This window comes from Caenispirillum salinarum AK4, from assembly GCF_000315795.1.
In the GTDB taxonomy this organism is placed as follows: domain Bacteria; phylum Pseudomonadota; class Alphaproteobacteria; order Rhodospirillales; family Rhodospirillaceae; genus Caenispirillum; species Caenispirillum salinarum.
The window spans coordinates 86636-103710 of sequence record NZ_ANHY01000017.1 but is presented as its reverse complement, the minus strand read 5'-3'; the positions used below and the strand labels follow the sequence as shown (position 1 = coordinate 103710).

The following is a 17075-nucleotide window of genomic DNA, read 5'->3' as shown; positions in this document are numbered from 1 at the left end:
ACCGTTTTCATGCGATGAGAAAACTTGACAAGAGGGCTTCCGAAGCCGTGCCATGAGCCCTACACTTCGGAGAAAACGGGGGTGCCTGCGGCGTCCCATGTTCAACATTCTCAGCACGCGCCAAAACTCGGCGCCGGGGAGGACAGCGGATGAGCTTCGACGTGGGCGCCAGGCTCAAGGCCTTGCGCGCGCTCTACGGCCTGAGCCAGCGGGAACTGGCGAAACGCGCCGGCGTGACCAACTCCACCATCTCGCTGATCGAGCAGAACCGCGTCAGCCCCTCGGTCGCCAGCCTGAAGAAGGTGCTGGACGGCCTGCCCATTCAGCTGGCCGAGTTCTTCACCATGGACCTGGGGCAGGAAAACAAGACCTTCTACGGTGCCGACGAGTTCGCCGCCTTCAGTTTCGGCGACACCATCGATTTCCGCATGGTCGGCGGCAGCTATGCCGACCGCAAGCTGCACATGATGCAGGAAACCTATCACCCCGGCGGCGACACCGGCGAGCCCCTGCTGTCCTACGACGGCGAGGAAGCCGGCATCGTCATCTCAGGCACCATCGAGCTGACCGTGGGGGCGGAAAGCCGGCAATTGTCGGCCGGCGAGGGCTACTACTTCTCCACCGCCGAGCCGCACCGCTTCCGCAACACGACCGATAAGCCGTGCGTGCTGATTTCCGCAAGCACCACCACCACCTTCCACAAGGGCCAGGCGGCCTCCGGCCAGCCCCTCGACACGGCCGAGGCCCCGCCCGCCATGACCAACCAGGGAGACGCAACGCCATGAGCAAGCTGCTGAGCCACGACGACTACCAGAAGCTCGCCGCCGATTTCCGGCCGCGCACGCAGCTGTTCATCGACGGCAGGTTCGTCGACGCGGAATCGGGCAAGACCTTCGACGACGTCAGCCCGCGCGACGGCAAGGTCATCGCGCAGGTGGCCGAGGGCGACGCGGCCGACATCGACGCCGCCGTAAAGGCCGCCCGTCGCGCCTTCGAGAAGGGCTCCTGGGCGAACATGGCGCCGGCCAAGCGCAAGCGCGTGCTGCTGGCGTTCGCCGAAAAGCTGCGCGAGCACCGCAACGAACTGGCGCTGCTGGAAAGCCTGGACATGGGCAAGCCCATCCGCGATGCGTTCTCCGTCGACGTCATGTCGTCGGCCAACTGCATCCAGTGGCACGCGGAAGCCATCGACAAGGTCTATGACGAGGTCGCGCCCAGCGGCCCCGACGCCCTCGGCCTGATCACGCGCGAGCCGATCGGCGTGGTCGGCGCGGTGGTGCCGTGGAACTTCCCCATGATGATGGCCGCCTGGAAGCTCGGCCCGGCGCTCGCGACCGGCAACTCGGTCATCGTCAAGCCGGCCGAGCAGTCGCCGCTGTCCATGCTGCGCGTCGCCGAACTGGCCGTGGAGGCCGGCCTGCCCGAGGGCGTCCTGAACGTGGTGCCGGGCTTCGGCCCGACCGCCGGCAAGGCGCTGGGCCTGCACCCGGACGTGGACTGCATCGCGTTTACCGGCTCCGGCGAGGTGGGCAAACTGTTCCTCCAGTACTCCGGCCAGTCCAACATGAAGCGCGTGTGGCTGGAGGCCGGCGGCAAGACGCCCAACATCGTCATGGCCGACGTGCCCGACCTGGACAAGGCCGCCCAGCACGCCGCCATGGGCATCTTCTTCAATCAGGGCGAGGTCTGCACCGCCGCCTCGCGCCTGGTGGTGCAGGAGAGCATCCGCGAGGAGATGATCGAGAAGATCATGACCATCGGCGAGACCATGCAGCCCGGCGACCCCATCGACCCGGCGACCAAGATGGGCGCCATCGTCGACGAGGAGCAGATGAAGCGCATCCTCGGCTACATCGAAAAGGGCCAGAAGGAAGGCGCAACGCTTCGCATGGGCGGCGAGCAGGTGCGCCGCAACGAGGGCGGCTTCTACGTGGCGCCGACCGTGTTCGACGGCGTGAAGAACGACATGACCATCGCGCGCGAGGAAATCTTCGGCCCGGTGCTGTCGGTGATTTCCGTCAAGGACGAGGACGAGGCGGTGAAGGTCGCCAACGACACGACCTACGGCCTGGCGGCGAGCATCTGGACCCGCGACATCACCAAGGCGCACCGTATGGCGCGCGCGGTGAAGGCGGGCAGCGTGTGGGTCAACTGCTGGGACGGCGGTGACATGACCATGCCGTTTGGCGGCTTCAAGCAGTCCGGCAACGGCCGCGACAAGAGCCTGCACGCCATGGACAAATACACCGAGATCAAGGCAACCTGGATCGACCTCACCTGATCTGACGTTCGATGGGGAGTTGAACCACCAAGGCACCAAGACACCAAGGAACCTCGCCCAGCCCTACAATCACCCGTCATTCCCGCGAAAGCGGGACTCCACCACCGCAGGCGGAGCTTGCTCCGACCTTCGCGGCCATGACGAGGCGGAAGGACCGGGACGGCTCTCTTGGTGCCCTTGGTGTCTTGGTGGTTCCCCCCTCTTCCCCTGCGCCACCGGAGCCTGCAAAGAATGCAAACCCCCGCCGACCTCGGCTTCCGTATGCCCGCCGAGTGGGAACCGCACGAACGCTGCTGGATGGCCTGGCCCTGCCGGCCGGAGTCGTGGGACAACGGCCTGCCCGCCGCCTACGACGCCTACACCGCCGTCGCCCGCGCCATCCGCCGGTTCGAGCCGGTGACCATGATCGCCCGGCCGGAAGACGCCGATACCGCGCGACAGTTGCTGGGCGACGACATCGACGTCATCGCCTGGCCGCTGGACGACAGCTGGACCCGCGACATCGGCCCCCTGTTCCTGAAGGGCCGCAACGGCGAGGTGGCCGGCGTCGACTGGGGCTTCAACGCCTGGGGCCTGCTGTACGAGGGCTTTGCGGAGGACGCCAGGATCGCCGGCCGCATTCTCGACCACGTGGGCGCGCGGCGCTTCGCCGGCCCGCAAATCCTGGAGGGCGGCTCCATCCACGTCGACGGCCAGGGCACCCTGCTGACCACCGAGGAATGCCTGTTCGACCCCGAACGCAACCCCCACCTCCGCCGCGAGGACATGGAGGCCAACCTGAAGGGCTGGCTTGGGGTGGAGACGGTCATCTGGCTCGGCAAGGGCCTCCAGAACGACGAAACGACGGGCCACGTGGACAACGTCGCCTGCTTCGCCGCACCGGGCAAGGTGCTGATGGTGACGTCCGAGGACCCCGCCGACCCCGACACCGCGACGCTCAAGGACAACCGCGACCGCCTGCGCGAGGCCCGCGACGCCCAGGGCCGCCCGCTGGAGATCATCGACCTCCCGCAGGCGCCGCGCCGCAACGACGCACGCGGGGAACGCATGGCGCTGAGTTACGTCAACTTCTACATCGCCAACGGCGGCGTGGTGATGCCGAGCTTCGGCGTGCCCGAGGACAAGGACGCGGCAGACATCCTCCGCCACGCCTTCCCCGACCACGTCGTGACGCAGGTCCCGGCATTCGAGGTCGCGGTGGGCGGAGGCAACATCCACTGCATCACGCAGCAGCAGCCCAAGGCTTGACCACCCGCGCCACGCCACCCCATATGCGCGCGCCACACCACGCAGAGGACCAGCGCCCATGAGCACCGTCAAAGTCGCCGCCACCCAGTTCGCCTGTGCCGCCTCTCCGGAGGAGACGCTCGACAAGGCGGAGGCCATGGTGCGACGGGCCGCCGACCAGGGGGCGCGGATCATCCTGCTGCAGGAGCTGTTCGAAACCCCCTACTTCTGCAAGGACCAGGACCCGCGCCACTTCGCCCTGGCCCGCACCGTGGAGGACAACCCGGTGCTCGCCCGCTTCGCCGCGCTGGCGAAGGAACTGTCGGTGGTGCTGCCGTTCTCCTTCTATGAGCGCGCCGGCCAGGCCTTCTACAACAGCCTCGCCGTGCTGGACGCCGACGGCGCGAACCTCGGCGTCTACCGCAAGAGCCACATCCCCCAGGGGCCGGGGTACGAGGAGAAGTATTACTTTTCGCCGGGCGACACGGGCTTCCGCGTCTTCAAGACGGCCTACGCCACCATCGGCTGCGGCATCTGCTGGGACCAGTGGTTCCCCGAAGCCGCCCGCGCCATGGCGCTGCTGGGGGCGGAAATCCTGTTCTACCCCACCGCCATCGGCACCGAGCCCCACGACGCCACCATCGACAGCATGGGCCACTGGCAGCGCGTGATGCAGGGCCACGCCGGCGCCAACGTCATGCCGCTGGTCGCCTCCAACCGCGTCGGACGCGAGGTGGGAACCACGTGCGAGCTGACCTTCTACGGCTCCAGCTTCATCGCCGACCAGACCGGCGCCAAGGTGACGGAAGCCGACCGGCGCGAGGAAACGGTGCTGACGGCCGAGTTCGACCTTGCCGCCATTCGCGACTACCGCGCCGCCTGGGGCCTCTTCCGCGACCGCCGGCCGGACCTGTACGGGGTGCTGGCGGGGCTGGACGGGCGGCAGGTGCGCTGAGCCCGGCGCCCGCCGCAAATCCCGAGCGCGTCTTGGCGCGCGACGACGCATTTTCGCCGAGAAAACGAGGGGCGCCGCCCCTCGCGCTCCCTGCCAGGAGGCGCGGCCTCCTGGACCTCGGCTAGTAGCAGTGATTTATAATCAATTTGCATTTTGATTATAACGGCAACCGTGGCAGACTCTGGTGTATTCAAACACCGGATTGCAGACCATGCCCACCGCCTTGCCTTTGCCGCTTCAAACAATGTACGCCGAGCTTGTGGAACGGTGCGGCATCGCATCCTTGGGGGAGGCCGTTGGCGAGACCTATCCGCTGAGCGGCGGATTCGTCCGCCAGACGAAGAACGGACGCGACTACTGGTACTTCCAGCGAGCGGACGCCGAGGGCAAGCGCCGGCAGATGTACATCGGGCCGGCGACGGAAGAGATTGAACGCCTCATCTCCGAGCACAAGTCCGCGAAGGCCGACTTCAAGGAGCGGCGGTCCATGGTCGCGGCCCTGAAGCGGGCCGGCCTGCCGGCGCCGGACCCGATGACGGGCAAGGTTCTGGAAGCCTTGGCGAAGGCCGGCGCATTCCGCCTTCGCGCCGTCGTCGTCGGGACGATCGCCTACCAATGCTATGGCGGGCTTCTGGGCGTCAAGCTGTCCGGGGCGAACATGACGACCGCCGATCTGGACCTTGCACAATTCAGCACCATCTCGTTGGCGGTCGAGGATCATCTGGCCGAACCGCTGGAGCGGGTCCTGCAAAGCGTCGATGCCGACTTTAGACCGCTCCCGCATCCTGGTGATCCGCGCGTTGCCTCGCGGTACGCCATCGGCGACCGCTATCGCGTGGATGTGCTTACGCCGAACCGGGGGGCGGACTCCGACGACCTGGTCGCCCTGCCGGCTTTGGGAACGGCGGCCCGGCCTCTACGCTACCTGGACTACCTCATCTACAACGAGGAGCGGGCCATCGCCCTGCATGGGGGCGGCGTAGCTGTCAACGTGCCCGCGCCGGAGCGCTACGCTCTGCACAAGCTGATCGTCAGCCGCCTGCGAATCGAGAGCCGGGAGAGTCAGGAAAAGTCCCGCAAGGACCTTCGTCAGGCGGCGGACCTCATCACGGCCCTCGCCGAGGTCCGACCCTATGAGCTTGCCGAGGCGTGGGACGACCTGCAACAGCGCGGGCCCAAGTGGCGGCGGTACGCCGAGCAGGGCATCGCACTCCTGCCCGACACCGCGCGCCGCGCCCTGGAAGCCGCCACCTCGTCCTGATCGGCGTTCACCACACCAGCGCCGCCACACCCATCACCGCGAACAGCGCCGCCGAGATGCCGCGCACCAGGGCCAGCGGGATCTTTGCGCCGGCACGGTCGCCGATCAGCACCACCGGTACGTTCGCCACCAGCATGCCGATCGTCGTGCCGAGCGTCACCATCACCAGGTTCTGGAACTCGGCCGCCAGCGCGACCGTGGCGACCTGGGTCTTGTCGCCGATCTCCACGATGAAGAAGGTCACCAGCGTCGCCAGGAAGGGGCCGTACTTGGACGCCTTCGGCTCGCCTTCGTCGTCGTCCAGCGTGTCAGGCACCAGCATCCAGCCGGCCATGGCGAGGAAGCCCAAGCCCAGCACCCACTTCAGCACTTCGGGCGTCAGCAGGTCGGTCACGGCCACTCCCACCACCGCGGCAGCCGCATGATTGGCAAGCGTGGCGATCAGGATGCCCAGGATGATGGGCACGGGCTTGCGCCAGCGGCAGGCCAGCACCAGCGCCAGAAGCTGCGTCTTGTCGCCGATCTCGGCCAGCGCCACGACGCCGGTTGAGACGAGAAGTCCGTTCATGATGGTCGTCAACGGAGCCGGGCGGCGCAATCAACCCATGACCGAACGCGCCCCCGCCCGGCTCCTCTCCCTCCAGGAACCTCGGGTGCGTCCGGTCAAAGGTCTCGCCAGGTCCACGCGGAGCGGTGGACTGTCCGCGCCATGGGACGCAAGGCCCCAAGTCTGTTGACGCGGCCCCCTCTGCGATGAGGGCGGCTACTCCCCAATGACGGGAGCGAGCATAGCGGCATCGGCGGGGGTGTCAAGGCGGCTGGCGGTTGGTGGGAAACCACCAAGACACCAAGGCACCAAGACAGCGCGCGAAGGCGCGCCATTATCGTCCTGATGACCGATGGGCCTGGTTGTTGACCTGATAATGAATAAGTCACTGAGGGAGCGCGAGGGAGCCCGTGGCTCCCTCGCATTCGCATTCCGGCGCAGCCGGAAAACCTTGGTGCCTTGGTGGTTCAAAAAACCCCTTTCACCCACGCCTCATCCCAGGATGAGGCTGTCGTCGTCCACTTCCTCGCCGCGCACCTTTTCGAACATGTGCAGCAGGTCTTCCACCTTCATGCCCCGGCGTTCCTCGCCCTCCACATCCAGCACCACGTTACCGGCGTGCAGCATCACGGTCCGGTGGCCGTGGTCGAGCGCCTGGCGCATGGAGTGGGTTACCATCAGCGTCGTCAGCTGCTTTTCGCCGACGATGCGGTCGGTCAGCTCCATGACGAAGGCCGCCGTCTTGGGGTCGAGCGCCGCCGTGTGCTCGTCCAGCAGCAGGATCTTCATGGGGTTGAGCGTCGCCATCACCAGGCTGACGGCCTGACGCTGCCCACCCGACAGCAGGCCCATCTTGTCCGTCAGGCGGTTTTCCAGCCCGAGCCCAAGGACCGAAATACGCTCCCGGAACTCCGCCCGCAGCTCGTTCCGCACCGCCGAGCGCAAGCCGCGCCGGTGGCCGCGGGCCGCCGCGAGCGCCAGGTTCTCCTCGATGGTCAGCATCTCGCAGGTGCCGGCCATGGGGTCCTGGAAGACGCGGGCGCACAGCCCCGCGCGCCGGGCCGTCGGCCAGCCGGTGACGTCCTCGTTGTCGATGGTCACGCTACCCGAATCGGGAATCAACTCGCCTGACAGCATGTTGAGGAAGGTCGACTTGCCGGCGCCGTTGGACCCGATGACGGTGACGAACTGCCCCTCGGGGATGGTCAGCGACAGCCCCTTCAGCGCGTGGTTCTCGATCGGCGTGCCGGGGTTGAAGCGGACGTGAAGGTCCTTCGCCTCGATCATTTCCGCACTCCCTGGCCGGCGGTGATCTTCTTGATGCGCAGCTTGCGGCGCATGCCGGGCAGCGTCATGGCCGCCACCACCAGCACCGCCGTGATCAGCTTCAGGTCCTGGGCCTGGAGGCCGATGAAGTCGGCGTTCAGCGCCAGCGACACGAACAGACGGTAGATGATGGAGCCCACCACGCAGGCGATGGTCGCGAGAATAATGGTCCGCGTGCTCATCACCGCTTCGCCCAGGATCACGGCGGCCAGGCCGATGACGATGACGCCCACACCCATGGTGATGTCGGCACCGCCCTGAAGCTGGGCGAACAGCGCACCGGCAAAGGCCACCAGGCCATTGGAGAGCGCAATGCCCATCAGCGTCATGCGGCCGGTGTTGATGCCCTGCGCGCGCGCCATGCGCTGGTTGGCGCCCGTCGCCCGCATGGCCAGCCCCACCTCCGACAGCAGAAAGCGGTCGAGCGCGATCTTGGCGAGAATCACGACGACCAGCAGCACCAGCGGGTTCATCCAGTAGAACGGCAGGCCCAGGCCCTCGAACGGCGTGAACACCGTGTCCTCGCCCAGCAGCGCGATGTTGGGCCGACCCATGACGCGCAGGTTGATCGAGAACAGCGCGATCATGGTCAGGATCGAGGCCAGCAGGTGCAGGATCTTCAGCTTCACGTTCAGCCAGGCCGTCACCAGCCCGGCGGCGCATCCGGCGAAAAAGGCCAGCAGCGTGCCGAGATAGGGATTCCACCCCCCCACGATGCAGGTGGCGGCGACGCCGGCACCCAGCGGCAGCGAGCCGTCGACGGTCAGGTCAGGGAAGTTGAGGATGCGGAACGAGATGAAGACGCCCAGCGCCACCAGCCCGAACAGGAGGCCGATTTCGACGGCGCCGAGAAATGCGATGAGCGACACGGGGCTGTTCCCAAACAACGGCGGGGCCGCCCGGCGGACGGCCCCGTCTTTCATTTCACATCAAGAGGTTACTCGACGACCGTCTCCGCCCGGTCCATCACCGCCTGCGGCAGGGTGATGCCCATGCGCTCGGCGGCGGCGGGATTGACGGCCAGCCGCATGGTGTCGACACCCTCCACCGGCAGCTCGCCGGGCTTTTGGCCCTCCAGCACGGCGGCGACCATGGCGCCGGTCTGGCGGCCCACGTCGTAGTAGTCGAAGCCGGCGGCGGCGACGGCGCCGCGCTCGACGCTGGAGGTGTCGCCGGCGAAGACCGGGATGTCGGCTTCCTCGCCCACCTTCACCACGGCCTCGATGGCCGAGATCACGGTGTTGTCGGTGGGAATGTAAATGGCGTCCGCCTTGCCCACCAGCGAGCGCGACGCCTGCAGCACGTCACCCGAGGTGGGAGCCGACGCCACGGCGATGTCCAGGCCCAGGTCGGGTGCGGCAGCCTTGGCGGCATCCACCAGCACGACGGCGTTGGCCTCGCCAGGGTTGTGGACGACGCCGATGGTCTTGGCCGAGGGCACGATCTCCTGGATCAGGGCCAGATGCTTGCCCACGGGCGTCATGTCGGAAACGCCCGAGACCATCTCCTTGGCCTCACCCGGCGCATCCACCAGCTTGGCCTGCACCGGATCGGTCACGGCGGAGAAGATCACCGGGATGCGCGAGCGCGCGGCGGCCACGGCGGCCTGGGCGCTGGGGGTGGCGATGGCGACGATCACGTCGGGCGCGTCACCCACGAACTTCTTGGCGATCTGCCCGGCGATGCCGACGTCGCCCTGGGCGGACTGGAACTCCACCTCGAGGTTCTCGCCTTCCTTGAAGCCGCGTTCGGCCAGTTCGTCCACCACGCCGTCACGCACGGCGTCGAGCGCCGGGTGCTCGACGATGGAGGTGATCTTGACGGACTTGGTGTCGTCGGCGGCCAGCGCGGCCGGACCAGACAAGGCGGTCATGCCGGCCAGCGCGACGGCGGCGCAGGCGGCGGCGAAGCGCAAGGGTTTCAGGATCACCTTCCCGTTCCTCCGGTTCTTCTGGGGGAATTGTATGACAACCTGTTGAAGGCGCACGATGCGCGGAAACCACCCGCCCGTCAAGCGCACGCGCCCGCGCGGGCGTGTCGACGGTCGTCCGGCCGCGAATGCCCGGCCGGGACTCGCCGCCGGACCGGCCGGCGGCGCACCCGGCGGCGTGGCCGCGGCCCGTCTAAAATATTAAGCCCCGGCCATGAAACAGGCAGCAACTGCCTCTCTCGTGGGCCGTACCTGCCCTTGTTTTGAGCAATTACAGGCTATCCGGAGGCGCAGGGACAAAATTTGCGCAAAAAAGGGGATTGTCGAAAAATTTAAACGTTGCCATGCTGACACTGCATGGACGGGCTGCGACCGGCGGGCAACCGGTCGCTTATCGGGGCAACGGCACAGAGGCTTCAACCACGGACAAGAGACGGACGGCACAACATGGCAGGCACCCAGGCCCCGCTGGTGGCTTTCGAAGGCGTCCAGAAAACCTACGACGGTGAGACGATCGTCGTGAAGGACCTTAACCTGGACATCGAGAAGGGGGAGTTCCTCACCATGCTCGGCCCGTCGGGCTCGGGCAAGACCACGTCGCTGATGATGCTGGCGGGGTTCGAGAACCCGACTCACGGCGACATACGCCTGGGCGGGCGCAGCCTGAAGGACACGCCGCCGCACAAGCGCGACATCGGCATGGTCTTCCAGAACTATGCGCTGTTCCCGCACATGACCGTGGAGGAGAACGTCGCCTTCCCGCTGAAGGTGCGCAAGGCGTCGAAATCCGAACAGGTCGACCGCGCCCGCAAGGCGCTGGACATGGTCCAGCTCGGCGGCCTGGGCAAGCGCCGCCCCGGCCAGCTTTCGGGCGGCCAGCAGCAGCGCGTCGCCCTGGCCCGCGCGCTGGTGTTCGAGCCCCAGATCGTGCTCATGGACGAGCCGCTGGGCGCGCTGGACAAGCAGCTGCGCGAGCACATGCAGCTGGAGATCAAGCATATCCATGAAAGCCTGGGCGTAACGGTGGTCTACGTCACCCACGACCAGTCGGAAGCGCTGACCATGTCGGACCGCATCGCGGTGTTCAACGACGGCATCATTCAGCAACTCGACAGCCCCTCGGGCCTGTACGAAAGCCCGCAGAACAGCTTCGTCGCGCACTTCATCGGCGAGAACAACATCCTCAACGGCACGGTGGAGAGCATCGACGGCGGGGAATGCGCCGTGCGGCTGGAGAACGGCGAGCGGATCATCGCCCAGGCGGTCAACGTGGACGGCCCGGGCAGCCGCACCAGCCTGTCCTTCCGCCCCGAGCGCGTGGAGATCGAGGACGTCGAGGACCACCACGACAACGCGCTGAAGGCGCGCGTGGCGGAAACCATCTACATGGGCGACCACGTGCGCATCCGCATGAACGTCGCCGGCAACGACGATTTCATGGTGAAGATGCGCTTCCGCTCCAACCGTCGCCCGCCGGCGGCCGGAGAGGAAATGTACGTCAGCTTCGCCCCCAAGGACTGCCTCGCCCTCGATCCGGTGGCCGCCTGAGCACCGGACGCGGGGCCGCCGCCCCATGCCGCAACAGGGCCGGGCTCGGACCCGGCCCGTGCGGCGGCGGCGGCGGCGGACGCAGATAAACAACCCAAGCCTTTCATGACAGGGAGAGCATAGATGAAGAGCATTGCGACCAAGGCGATCATCGCCACCGCCGTGGCCGGCACCGTGGCCGCCACCGCCGGCGCCGCCAACGCGCGCGACCTGACCGTCGTGTCCTGGGGCGGCGCCTATCAGGAAGCCCAGAACGAGGTCTACTTCGACCCGTTCCGCGAGCAGACCGGCATCTCCATGATCGACGAGTCGTGGGACGGCGGCATCGGCGTGCTGCGCGCCAAGGTCCAGGGCGGCGCCGCCACCTGGGACATCGTGCAGGTGGAAAGCGAGGAGCTGGAGCTGGGCTGCGAGGAAGGCATCTACGAGATCCTCGACTGGGACAAGATCGGCGGCAAGGACCGCTACATCGACTCCGCCGTGCATGACTGCGGCGTCGGCGCCATCGTGTACGACTTCGTCATCGGCTACGACAAGGACAAGCTCGACGACGCGCCGGACGGCTGGGCGGACTTCTTCAACACCGAGAAGTATCCCGGCAAGCGCGCCCTGCGCCAGGGCCCCAAGACCACCCTGGAAGCCGCGCTCATGGCCGACGGTGTGGCGCCTGACAAGGTCTACGAGGTGCTGGGCACCGACGAGGGCATCGACCGCGCCTTCGCCAAGCTGGACGAAATCCGCGACGACCTGATCTTCTGGAAGGCCGGCGCCCAGCCGCCGCAGCTGCTGGCCTCGGGCGAGGTGGTGATGACGTCGGTCTACAACGGCCGCATCGACGCCGCCAACCGCGAGGACAACCGCAACTTTGGCATCGTCTGGAACGGCGCCCTCTACACGCTCGACAGCTGGGTCATGCTGGCCGGCACGCCGAACAAGGACGAGGCCTACAAGTTCCTCAACTTCGTCGGCGAGGCGGAATACCAGAAGGAATTCCCCATGGCCATCGCCTACGGCGTGACCAACAAGGAGGCCATCGACGCGATCCCCGAGGAGCGCGCCAAGGACCTGCCGACCACCAAGGCCAACATCGAGAACGCGGTTCGCATCTCCGACATGTTCTGGCTGGAGAACGTCGACCGCCTGACCGAGCGCTTCAACAAGTGGGCGGCCACCAACTAAGCCGCACCATCGCGTGAAGCACACACGGGACGGGGCGGCGGCCCACCAGCGGCCCGCCGTCCCGCCCCACCCTTTTCGATCCGGACGAAGAGCGCCATGCCCTCCGACCTCGCCCTTTCGCAAGCGGCCCGTCCGCAGCAGCCGCAGGCCGACCGCGCCGCCGAGCGTGCCGAACGCGCGCAACTGAAAAGCCGCCTGCGCCGCGCCGAGCGCATGAAGCAGCTCAAGGCCTTCGGCCTGATCGCGCCGCTGCTGCTGTTCCTGCTCATCACCTTCGTCGTGCCCATCGCGGACATGATGCTGCGCAGCGTCCACGACACCGACCTGTCGGAGGTCTGGCCGCGCACGACCGCCGCCATCGAGCAGTGGGAAGACCGCACCCAGCTTCCGCCGGAGCCGGTCTACGCCGCCATCGCGCAGGACATGAAGGACAGCCGGGCGAACCGCACGATCGCCCAGGCCGCCCGCCGGCTGAACTACGACGCCAACGGGGCGCGCACCTTCGTCATGGGCACCGCCCGGCGCCTGCCGGACACGGCGGAAAGCTGGAAGTCGACCATGATCGACATCGACGAGGCCTGGGGCGAGATCGACACCTTCGGCGCCATCGCGCGCGCGTCCGGCCCGTTCACCTCGTTCTACCTGCTCAACGCCATCGACCTGGAGAAGACCGCCACCGGCGAGATCGTCAGCGCGCCGGAACAGGAAGCCGTCTACGTCGACATCTTCACGCGCACCTTCGTCATCTCCATGACGGTGACGCTGATCTGCGCGCTTTTGGGCTTTCCCGTGGCCTACCTGCTGGCGAACCTGCCGCCCAAGATCGCCAACGTCATGATGATCCTGGTGCTGCTGCCCTTCTGGACCAGCCTTCTCGTGCGAACGGCCGCCTGGGTGGTGCTGCTGCAGGAGCAGGGGCTGGTGAACGATGCGCTGATCTTCACGGGCATCCTCGATGAGCCCGTGCGGCTGATCTACAACCGCATCGGCGTCTATATCGCCATGGTGCACATCCTGCTGCCGTTCATGATCCTGCCGCTGTACTCGGTGATGAAGGGCATCAAGCCGGTCTACATGAAGGCCGCGACGTCCCTGGGCGCGCCGCCGACGACGGCCTTCCTGCGGGTCTACCTGCCGCAGACCATTCCGGGCCTGTCGGCCGGCGGCCTGCTGGTGTTCATCATCTCGATTGGCTACTACATCACGCCCGCGCTGGTGGGTGGTGCCGCCGACCAGATGATCTCCTACTTCATCGCCTTCTACACGTCCGACACGGTGAACTGGGGCATGGCCTCGGCGCTGGGCGCGGTGCTGCTGGTCGCCACCATGATCCTGTACGGCGTCTACAACCGCCTCATCGGCGCCGACAAGATGCGCCTGGGCTGATCGCGGGAAAGGAGAGACGACAATGGCAAACACCCATTCCCGCACCACCTCGGAAAAGCTGTGGACGACCATCCTGTGGACGTCGTCGGTACTGGTGCTGTTCTTCCTGATGGCGCCGATCATCGCCATCATGCCGCTCAGCTTCAACGGCGGGCAGTTCCTGACCTATCCGCTGCAAGGGTTCTCCTTCCAGTGGTACCAGGAGTTCTTCCAGTCCGAGGACTGGATGCGCTCGCTGAAGAACAGCTTCATCGTCGGCATCGCCGCCACCATGCTGGCGACGACGCTGGGCACGCTGGCATCGCTCGGCCTGGTGCGCGCGACCTTCCGCGGCAAGGCGATCATCATGGGCATCCTGCTCTCGCCCATGATCGTGCCGCTGGTCATCACGGCCGTCGGGTTCTATTTCTTCTTCGCGCCGCTGGGCCTGACGGCCAGCTACACCGGCATGATCCTGGCCCACACGGCGCTGGCGACGCCGTTTGTGGTGATCACGGTCAGCGCGACGCTGCAGGGCTTCGACATGAACCTGGCGCGCGCCGGCGCCTCGCTGGGTGCCTCGCCGACGCGGGTGTTCTTCGCGATCATCCTGCCGCTGATCGCGCCGGGCCTGGCATCCGGCGCCCTGTTCGCCTTCGCCACCAGCTTCGACGAGGTGGTGGTGGTGCTGTTCGTGGCGGGGCCTGAGCAGCGCACCCTGCCGCGCGAGATGTTCTCGGGCATCCGCGAGAACATCAGCCCGACGATCACCGCCGTTGCGACCATTCTGACGGTGCTGTCAGTGTTCCTGCTCTCGACGCTGGAAGCCCTGCGCCGCCGAGGGGAGCGCCTGCGGGGGACGAAGGGATAGCGCTTCGCCGAGGGGCGGGCATGAGAAGGGGCGGTTCCGGGGGGAAGCCGCCCCTTTTTCGGTGGTGGCACCCTCTGGGCAGGTGCCGCCCTTCGAGGCTGTAAAGAGATCAGTGAGGGTTCCGCGACAGGCGGGCAACAAGATGGTTATCATCGCATGTGGAATCCTGCTTTCGCAGGAATGACGGGAATTTTTTGTTCTATAACAGTCTCTTGCCTACGCCGTCGCCCCCGCGACAGCAGAGGTCCACACCCGATGTCGAACATCCCGTCAACAAACAAAAAGCCGCCCCACCCGGAGCGGCTTTTTGAAATGTGCGACGGGCCGACGAACTCCCCGGATCAGTGACTCACGGTGCCATGAGAGGCCCCGCCTTTCCGGGCACCGGGCGCGGCCTTGCGGCACTTACCATGCACAAGCAGAAGAATGCAGCGGCAAGCCCGCCCCGTCAACCATCACACGTTCAGCAGCAGATACTCCCGCTCCCACGACGAGATGACGTCCTGGTAGGCGTCCCATTCCGCTTCCTTCACCGCCGCGTAGCAGCGGCAGAAATTCTCGCCCAGCACGTCCTGCAGTTTGCGGGCGTGGGCGAAGCGGTCGATGGCTTCCGGCATGTGGCGCGGCAGGGCGTGGGCCTTGGTGTAGCCCGAGCCCTTGATGGGCTTGGTGGGCTCGATCTGCTCCATCATGCCCAGGTAGCCGCACGCCAGCGACGCCGCCATGGCAAGGTACGGGTTGGCGTCCGCGCCCGAGAGGCGGTTTTCCACCCGCATCGCTTCCGGCTGGCAGAACGGGACGCGCAGGCCGACCGTGCGGTTGTCGCGGCCCCAGTGCATGTTGATGGGCGCGTTGTAGTCGCGCACCAGCCGGCGGAAGCTGTTCACGTTGGGGGCCAGCATCAGCATGGCTTGCGGCAGGTACTTCTGAAGCCCGCCGATATGCCAGCGGAACAGGTCGGTCTCCGTCGCGTCGTCGTGGGCGAACAGGTTCTTGCCCGTCTCCATGTCGATGATCGACTGGTGCATGTGCATGGCGCTGCCCGGCTGGCCCTCCAGCGGCTTGGCCATGAAGGTGGCGTAAACGTCGTGGCGCAGCGCCGCCTGGTGGACGGTGCGCTTGAAGACGAACACCTGGTCGGCCAGGGACAGGGCCTCGCCGTGGTTGAAGTTGATCTCCATCTGCGCCGCCCCGCCCTCGTGGTGCAGAGTGTCGACGTCCAGTTCCTGGACGTCGCAGTAGTCGTAGACGTCCTCAAACAGCGGGTCGAACTCGTTCACGGCGTCAATGCCATAGGCCTGGCGCCCGATCTCCGGCCGGCCGGAACGGCCGATGGGGGGCTCCAGCGGGTAATCGGGGTCGGCATTGACCTTGACCAGGAAGAACTCCAGCTCCGGCGCGATCACCGGCTTCCAGCCCTTTTCCTCATAGCGCGCCAGCACGCGCTTGAGCACGTGGCGCGGCGAGATGTCGACGGGGCTGCCGTCGCGGCGGATGCAGTCGTTGATGACCTGGGCGGTGGGCTCCTCGTACCAGGGCACCATGCGCAGGGTCTCCGGGTCGGGGCGCAGGTAGATGTCGCCGTCGACCTCGTCGATGATGTCTTCCTCGGGATATTCGCCGGTGACCGTCTGGATGAAGACGCTTTCCGGCAGCCGCAGGCCCCGATCCGTCAGGCCGGAGAGAAACTTGTGGGCCGGCAGGATCTTGCCGCGCGGAATGCCCGACATGTCCGGGACAAGGCACTCCACCTCGGTGATCCCGCGCGAGCGGATCCACTCCGTCAGGTAATCGACCGCGTTCTCCGGCGCGTGCTGGGGCTTCGATGCGTCATTTGGCATGTGACTCACGCAGTTGGTTACGGATGAGCCACTATAGCGCCCTTCGCCGCCTGCGCGACAGGGGGCACCTCTGCGGCACCGCACAACAACCCAGGACGCTTGCACCGCGACCCCGGTCTGAGGGAAAGTGCCCACCAAAGGCGGGGACCATTCGCCTATCGCGGGATTGGCACAAGGCAGGCGTCGTCATGGATGTTGGATCGGTCACGGGCATGACCGTCATCGTCGCCCTTCTGGGGGTGCTGGTGGTGGGGCTGCTTACCTACATGTCGGCCCTGGTGCGCCGCGCCTACGAGCTGAAGGTCGAACTGCACAACGAGATCGAGCGCGGCCTGAAGCGCATCGACGAGGACTTGGATGCCAAGAACCGGCGCCTGAAACGCGAGGTGCAGGACGACATCGCCAAGAGCAAGGATGCCATCCGTCAGGACAACGAGCGCCGCCACGAAGAGACCATCAGCCTGGTCGACGGCACCCTGGATGCTTTCCGCGAACAGCTCCAGACCACGACGGCCGAGCAGAACAAGGTGATCGAAGACCTGCGGGCGCGCCAGGCCACCCTCAAGCGCGAGATCTCCCACGTCAACGCCGCGCTCCAAAGGGCCGGCGTCGCGCCCGCCCCTGCTCCTGCCCCTGCCCCTGCCGAGACCGTGGCGCGCTCCTCCGAGGCGAAGTGATTCACGCCTGAAAGGTTGCCACGCACGCAGGAAACACCCATACTCGGGGCTATCAAGAGGGAACCAA

The 17075-nt window shown here is 66.6% G+C and carries 15 protein-coding genes and 1 riboswitch; of the genes, 10 read left to right on the top strand and 5 right to left on the bottom strand.

Annotation, left to right across the window (positions count from 1 at the left end; all coding sequences use genetic code 11):
- Positions 1-149: 149 nt before the first annotated feature.
- The 5 genes from C882_RS16470 (at position 150) to C882_RS16450 (ending at position 5724) form a co-directional block, all read left to right on the top strand.
- Positions 150-785: a cupin domain-containing protein gene (locus tag C882_RS16470; RefSeq protein WP_009541781.1), complete on the top strand. Its 636-nt coding sequence runs from the start codon at positions 150-152 to the stop codon at positions 783-785.
- Positions 782-2281 carry an aldehyde dehydrogenase gene (locus tag C882_RS16465; RefSeq protein WP_009541780.1) on the top strand — a complete coding sequence of 500 codons (1500 nt, stop codon included), beginning with the start codon at positions 782-784 and terminating at the stop codon, positions 2279-2281. Before C882_RS16470 ends, C882_RS16465 begins: the two co-directional genes overlap by 4 nt.
- A gap of 231 nt (positions 2282-2512) precedes the next feature.
- Positions 2513-3529, top strand: coding sequence for an agmatine deiminase family protein (locus C882_RS16460; RefSeq protein ID WP_009541779.1), 1017 nt, complete (start codon positions 2513-2515; stop codon positions 3527-3529).
- A 58-nt stretch (positions 3530-3587) separates the two neighbouring features.
- Positions 3588-4463, top strand: coding sequence for an N-carbamoylputrescine amidase (gene aguB, locus C882_RS16455; RefSeq protein WP_009541778.1), 876 nt, complete (start codon positions 3588-3590; stop codon positions 4461-4463).
- A gap of 211 nt (positions 4464-4674) precedes the next feature.
- Entirely contained in the window at positions 4675-5724 is a 1050-nt protein-coding gene (locus tag C882_RS16450) for a nucleotidyltransferase family protein (RefSeq protein WP_043646052.1), read from the top strand.
- Between the two features lie 7 nt (positions 5725-5731).
- Here the strand turns inward: C882_RS16450 and C882_RS16445 are convergent, their stop codons facing one another.
- From C882_RS16445 to C882_RS16430, 4 genes are all read right to left on the bottom strand, one after another.
- On the bottom strand, positions 5732-6292 hold the full coding sequence (locus C882_RS16445; protein WP_009541776.1) for a TMEM165/GDT1 family protein: 561 nt from the start codon (positions 6290-6292) through the stop codon (positions 5732-5734).
- Between the two features lie 109 nt (positions 6293-6401).
- A riboswitch (yybP-ykoY riboswitch) is annotated at positions 6402-6508 on the bottom strand.
- Between the two features lie 255 nt (positions 6509-6763).
- Positions 6764-7558, bottom strand: a complete 795-nt coding sequence (locus C882_RS16440; RefSeq protein WP_009541775.1) for an ABC transporter ATP-binding protein — start codon at positions 7556-7558, stop codon at positions 6764-6766.
- Positions 7555-8466, bottom strand: a complete 912-nt coding sequence (locus C882_RS16435; RefSeq protein WP_009541774.1) for an ABC transporter permease — start codon at positions 8464-8466, stop codon at positions 7555-7557. Before C882_RS16435 ends, C882_RS16440 begins: the two co-directional genes overlap by 4 nt.
- A gap of 68 nt (positions 8467-8534) precedes the next feature.
- Complete coding sequence (locus C882_RS16430; protein WP_009541773.1) at positions 8535-9527, bottom strand: ABC transporter substrate-binding protein; 993 nt, start codon at positions 9525-9527, stop codon at positions 8535-8537.
- 447 nt (positions 9528-9974) lie between these two features.
- On the opposite strand from C882_RS16430, the gene C882_RS16425 reads away from it, so the two are divergent.
- The 4 genes from C882_RS16425 to C882_RS16410 all read left to right on the top strand — a co-directional run bounded on the left by C882_RS16425 (position 9975) and on the right by C882_RS16410 (position 14490).
- Positions 9975-11075: an ABC transporter ATP-binding protein gene (locus C882_RS16425; protein WP_009541771.1), complete on the top strand. Its 1101-nt coding sequence runs from the start codon at positions 9975-9977 to the stop codon at positions 11073-11075.
- Positions 11076-11198: 123 nt separating this feature from the next.
- A complete protein-coding gene (locus tag C882_RS16420; RefSeq protein WP_009541770.1) occupies positions 11199-12254 on the top strand; it encodes a polyamine ABC transporter substrate-binding protein in 1056 nt (351 codons plus the stop codon).
- Between the two features lie 96 nt (positions 12255-12350).
- Positions 12351-13640: an ABC transporter permease gene (locus tag C882_RS16415; RefSeq protein WP_009541769.1), complete on the top strand. Its 1290-nt coding sequence runs from the start codon at positions 12351-12353 to the stop codon at positions 13638-13640.
- A gap of 22 nt (positions 13641-13662) precedes the next feature.
- Positions 13663-14490: an ABC transporter permease gene (locus tag C882_RS16410; protein WP_009541768.1), complete on the top strand. Its 828-nt coding sequence runs from the start codon at positions 13663-13665 to the stop codon at positions 14488-14490.
- A 455-nt stretch (positions 14491-14945) separates the two neighbouring features.
- Here C882_RS16410 and C882_RS16405 read toward each other — a convergent pair whose 3' ends face one another.
- Complete coding sequence (locus C882_RS16405; protein ID WP_009541767.1) at positions 14946-16331, bottom strand: glutamine synthetase family protein; 1386 nt, start codon at positions 16329-16331, stop codon at positions 14946-14948.
- Positions 16332-16519: 188 nt separating this feature from the next.
- On the opposite strand from C882_RS16405, the gene C882_RS16400 reads away from it, so the two are divergent.
- The gene (locus C882_RS16400; protein ID WP_009541766.1) at positions 16520-17008 is read left to right on the top strand and encodes a hypothetical protein; all 489 of its coding nucleotides are present in this window, start codon (positions 16520-16522) and stop codon (positions 17006-17008) included.
- Positions 17009-17075: the final 67 nt, after the last annotated feature.

Bases quoted from the DNA above. Each gene is read 5' to 3' on its own strand.
- C882_RS16450 (WP_043646052.1), top strand. From the start codon at position 4,675: ATGCCCACCGCCTTGCCTTTGCCGCTTCAAACAATGTACGCCGAGCTT.
- C882_RS16440 (WP_009541775.1), bottom strand. From the start codon at position 7,558: ATGATCGAGGCGAAGGACCTTCACGTCCGCTTCAACCCCGGCACGCCG.
- C882_RS16415 (WP_009541769.1), top strand. From the start codon at position 12,351: ATGCCCTCCGACCTCGCCCTTTCGCAAGCGGCCCGTCCGCAGCAGCCG.
- C882_RS16405 (WP_009541767.1), bottom strand. From the start codon at position 16,331: ATGCCAAATGACGCATCGAAGCCCCAGCACGCGCCGGAGAACGCGGTC.
- C882_RS16400 (WP_009541766.1), top strand. From the start codon at position 16,520: ATGGATGTTGGATCGGTCACGGGCATGACCGTCATCGTCGCCCTTCTG.
- C882_RS16470 (WP_009541781.1), top strand. From the start codon at position 150: ATGAGCTTCGACGTGGGCGCCAGGCTCAAGGCCTTGCGCGCGCTCTAC.
- C882_RS16420 (WP_009541770.1), top strand. From the start codon at position 11,199: ATGAAGAGCATTGCGACCAAGGCGATCATCGCCACCGCCGTGGCCGGC.
- C882_RS16445 (WP_009541776.1), bottom strand. From the start codon at position 6,292: ATGAACGGACTTCTCGTCTCAACCGGCGTCGTGGCGCTGGCCGAGATC.
- C882_RS16410 (WP_009541768.1), top strand. From the start codon at position 13,663: ATGGCAAACACCCATTCCCGCACCACCTCGGAAAAGCTGTGGACGACC.
- C882_RS16425 (WP_009541771.1), top strand. From the start codon at position 9,975: ATGGCAGGCACCCAGGCCCCGCTGGTGGCTTTCGAAGGCGTCCAGAAA.
- C882_RS16465 (WP_009541780.1), top strand. From the start codon at position 782: ATGAGCAAGCTGCTGAGCCACGACGACTACCAGAAGCTCGCCGCCGAT.
- C882_RS16460 (WP_009541779.1), top strand. From the start codon at position 2,513: ATGCAAACCCCCGCCGACCTCGGCTTCCGTATGCCCGCCGAGTGGGAA.
- aguB (WP_009541778.1), top strand. From the start codon at position 3,588: ATGAGCACCGTCAAAGTCGCCGCCACCCAGTTCGCCTGTGCCGCCTCT.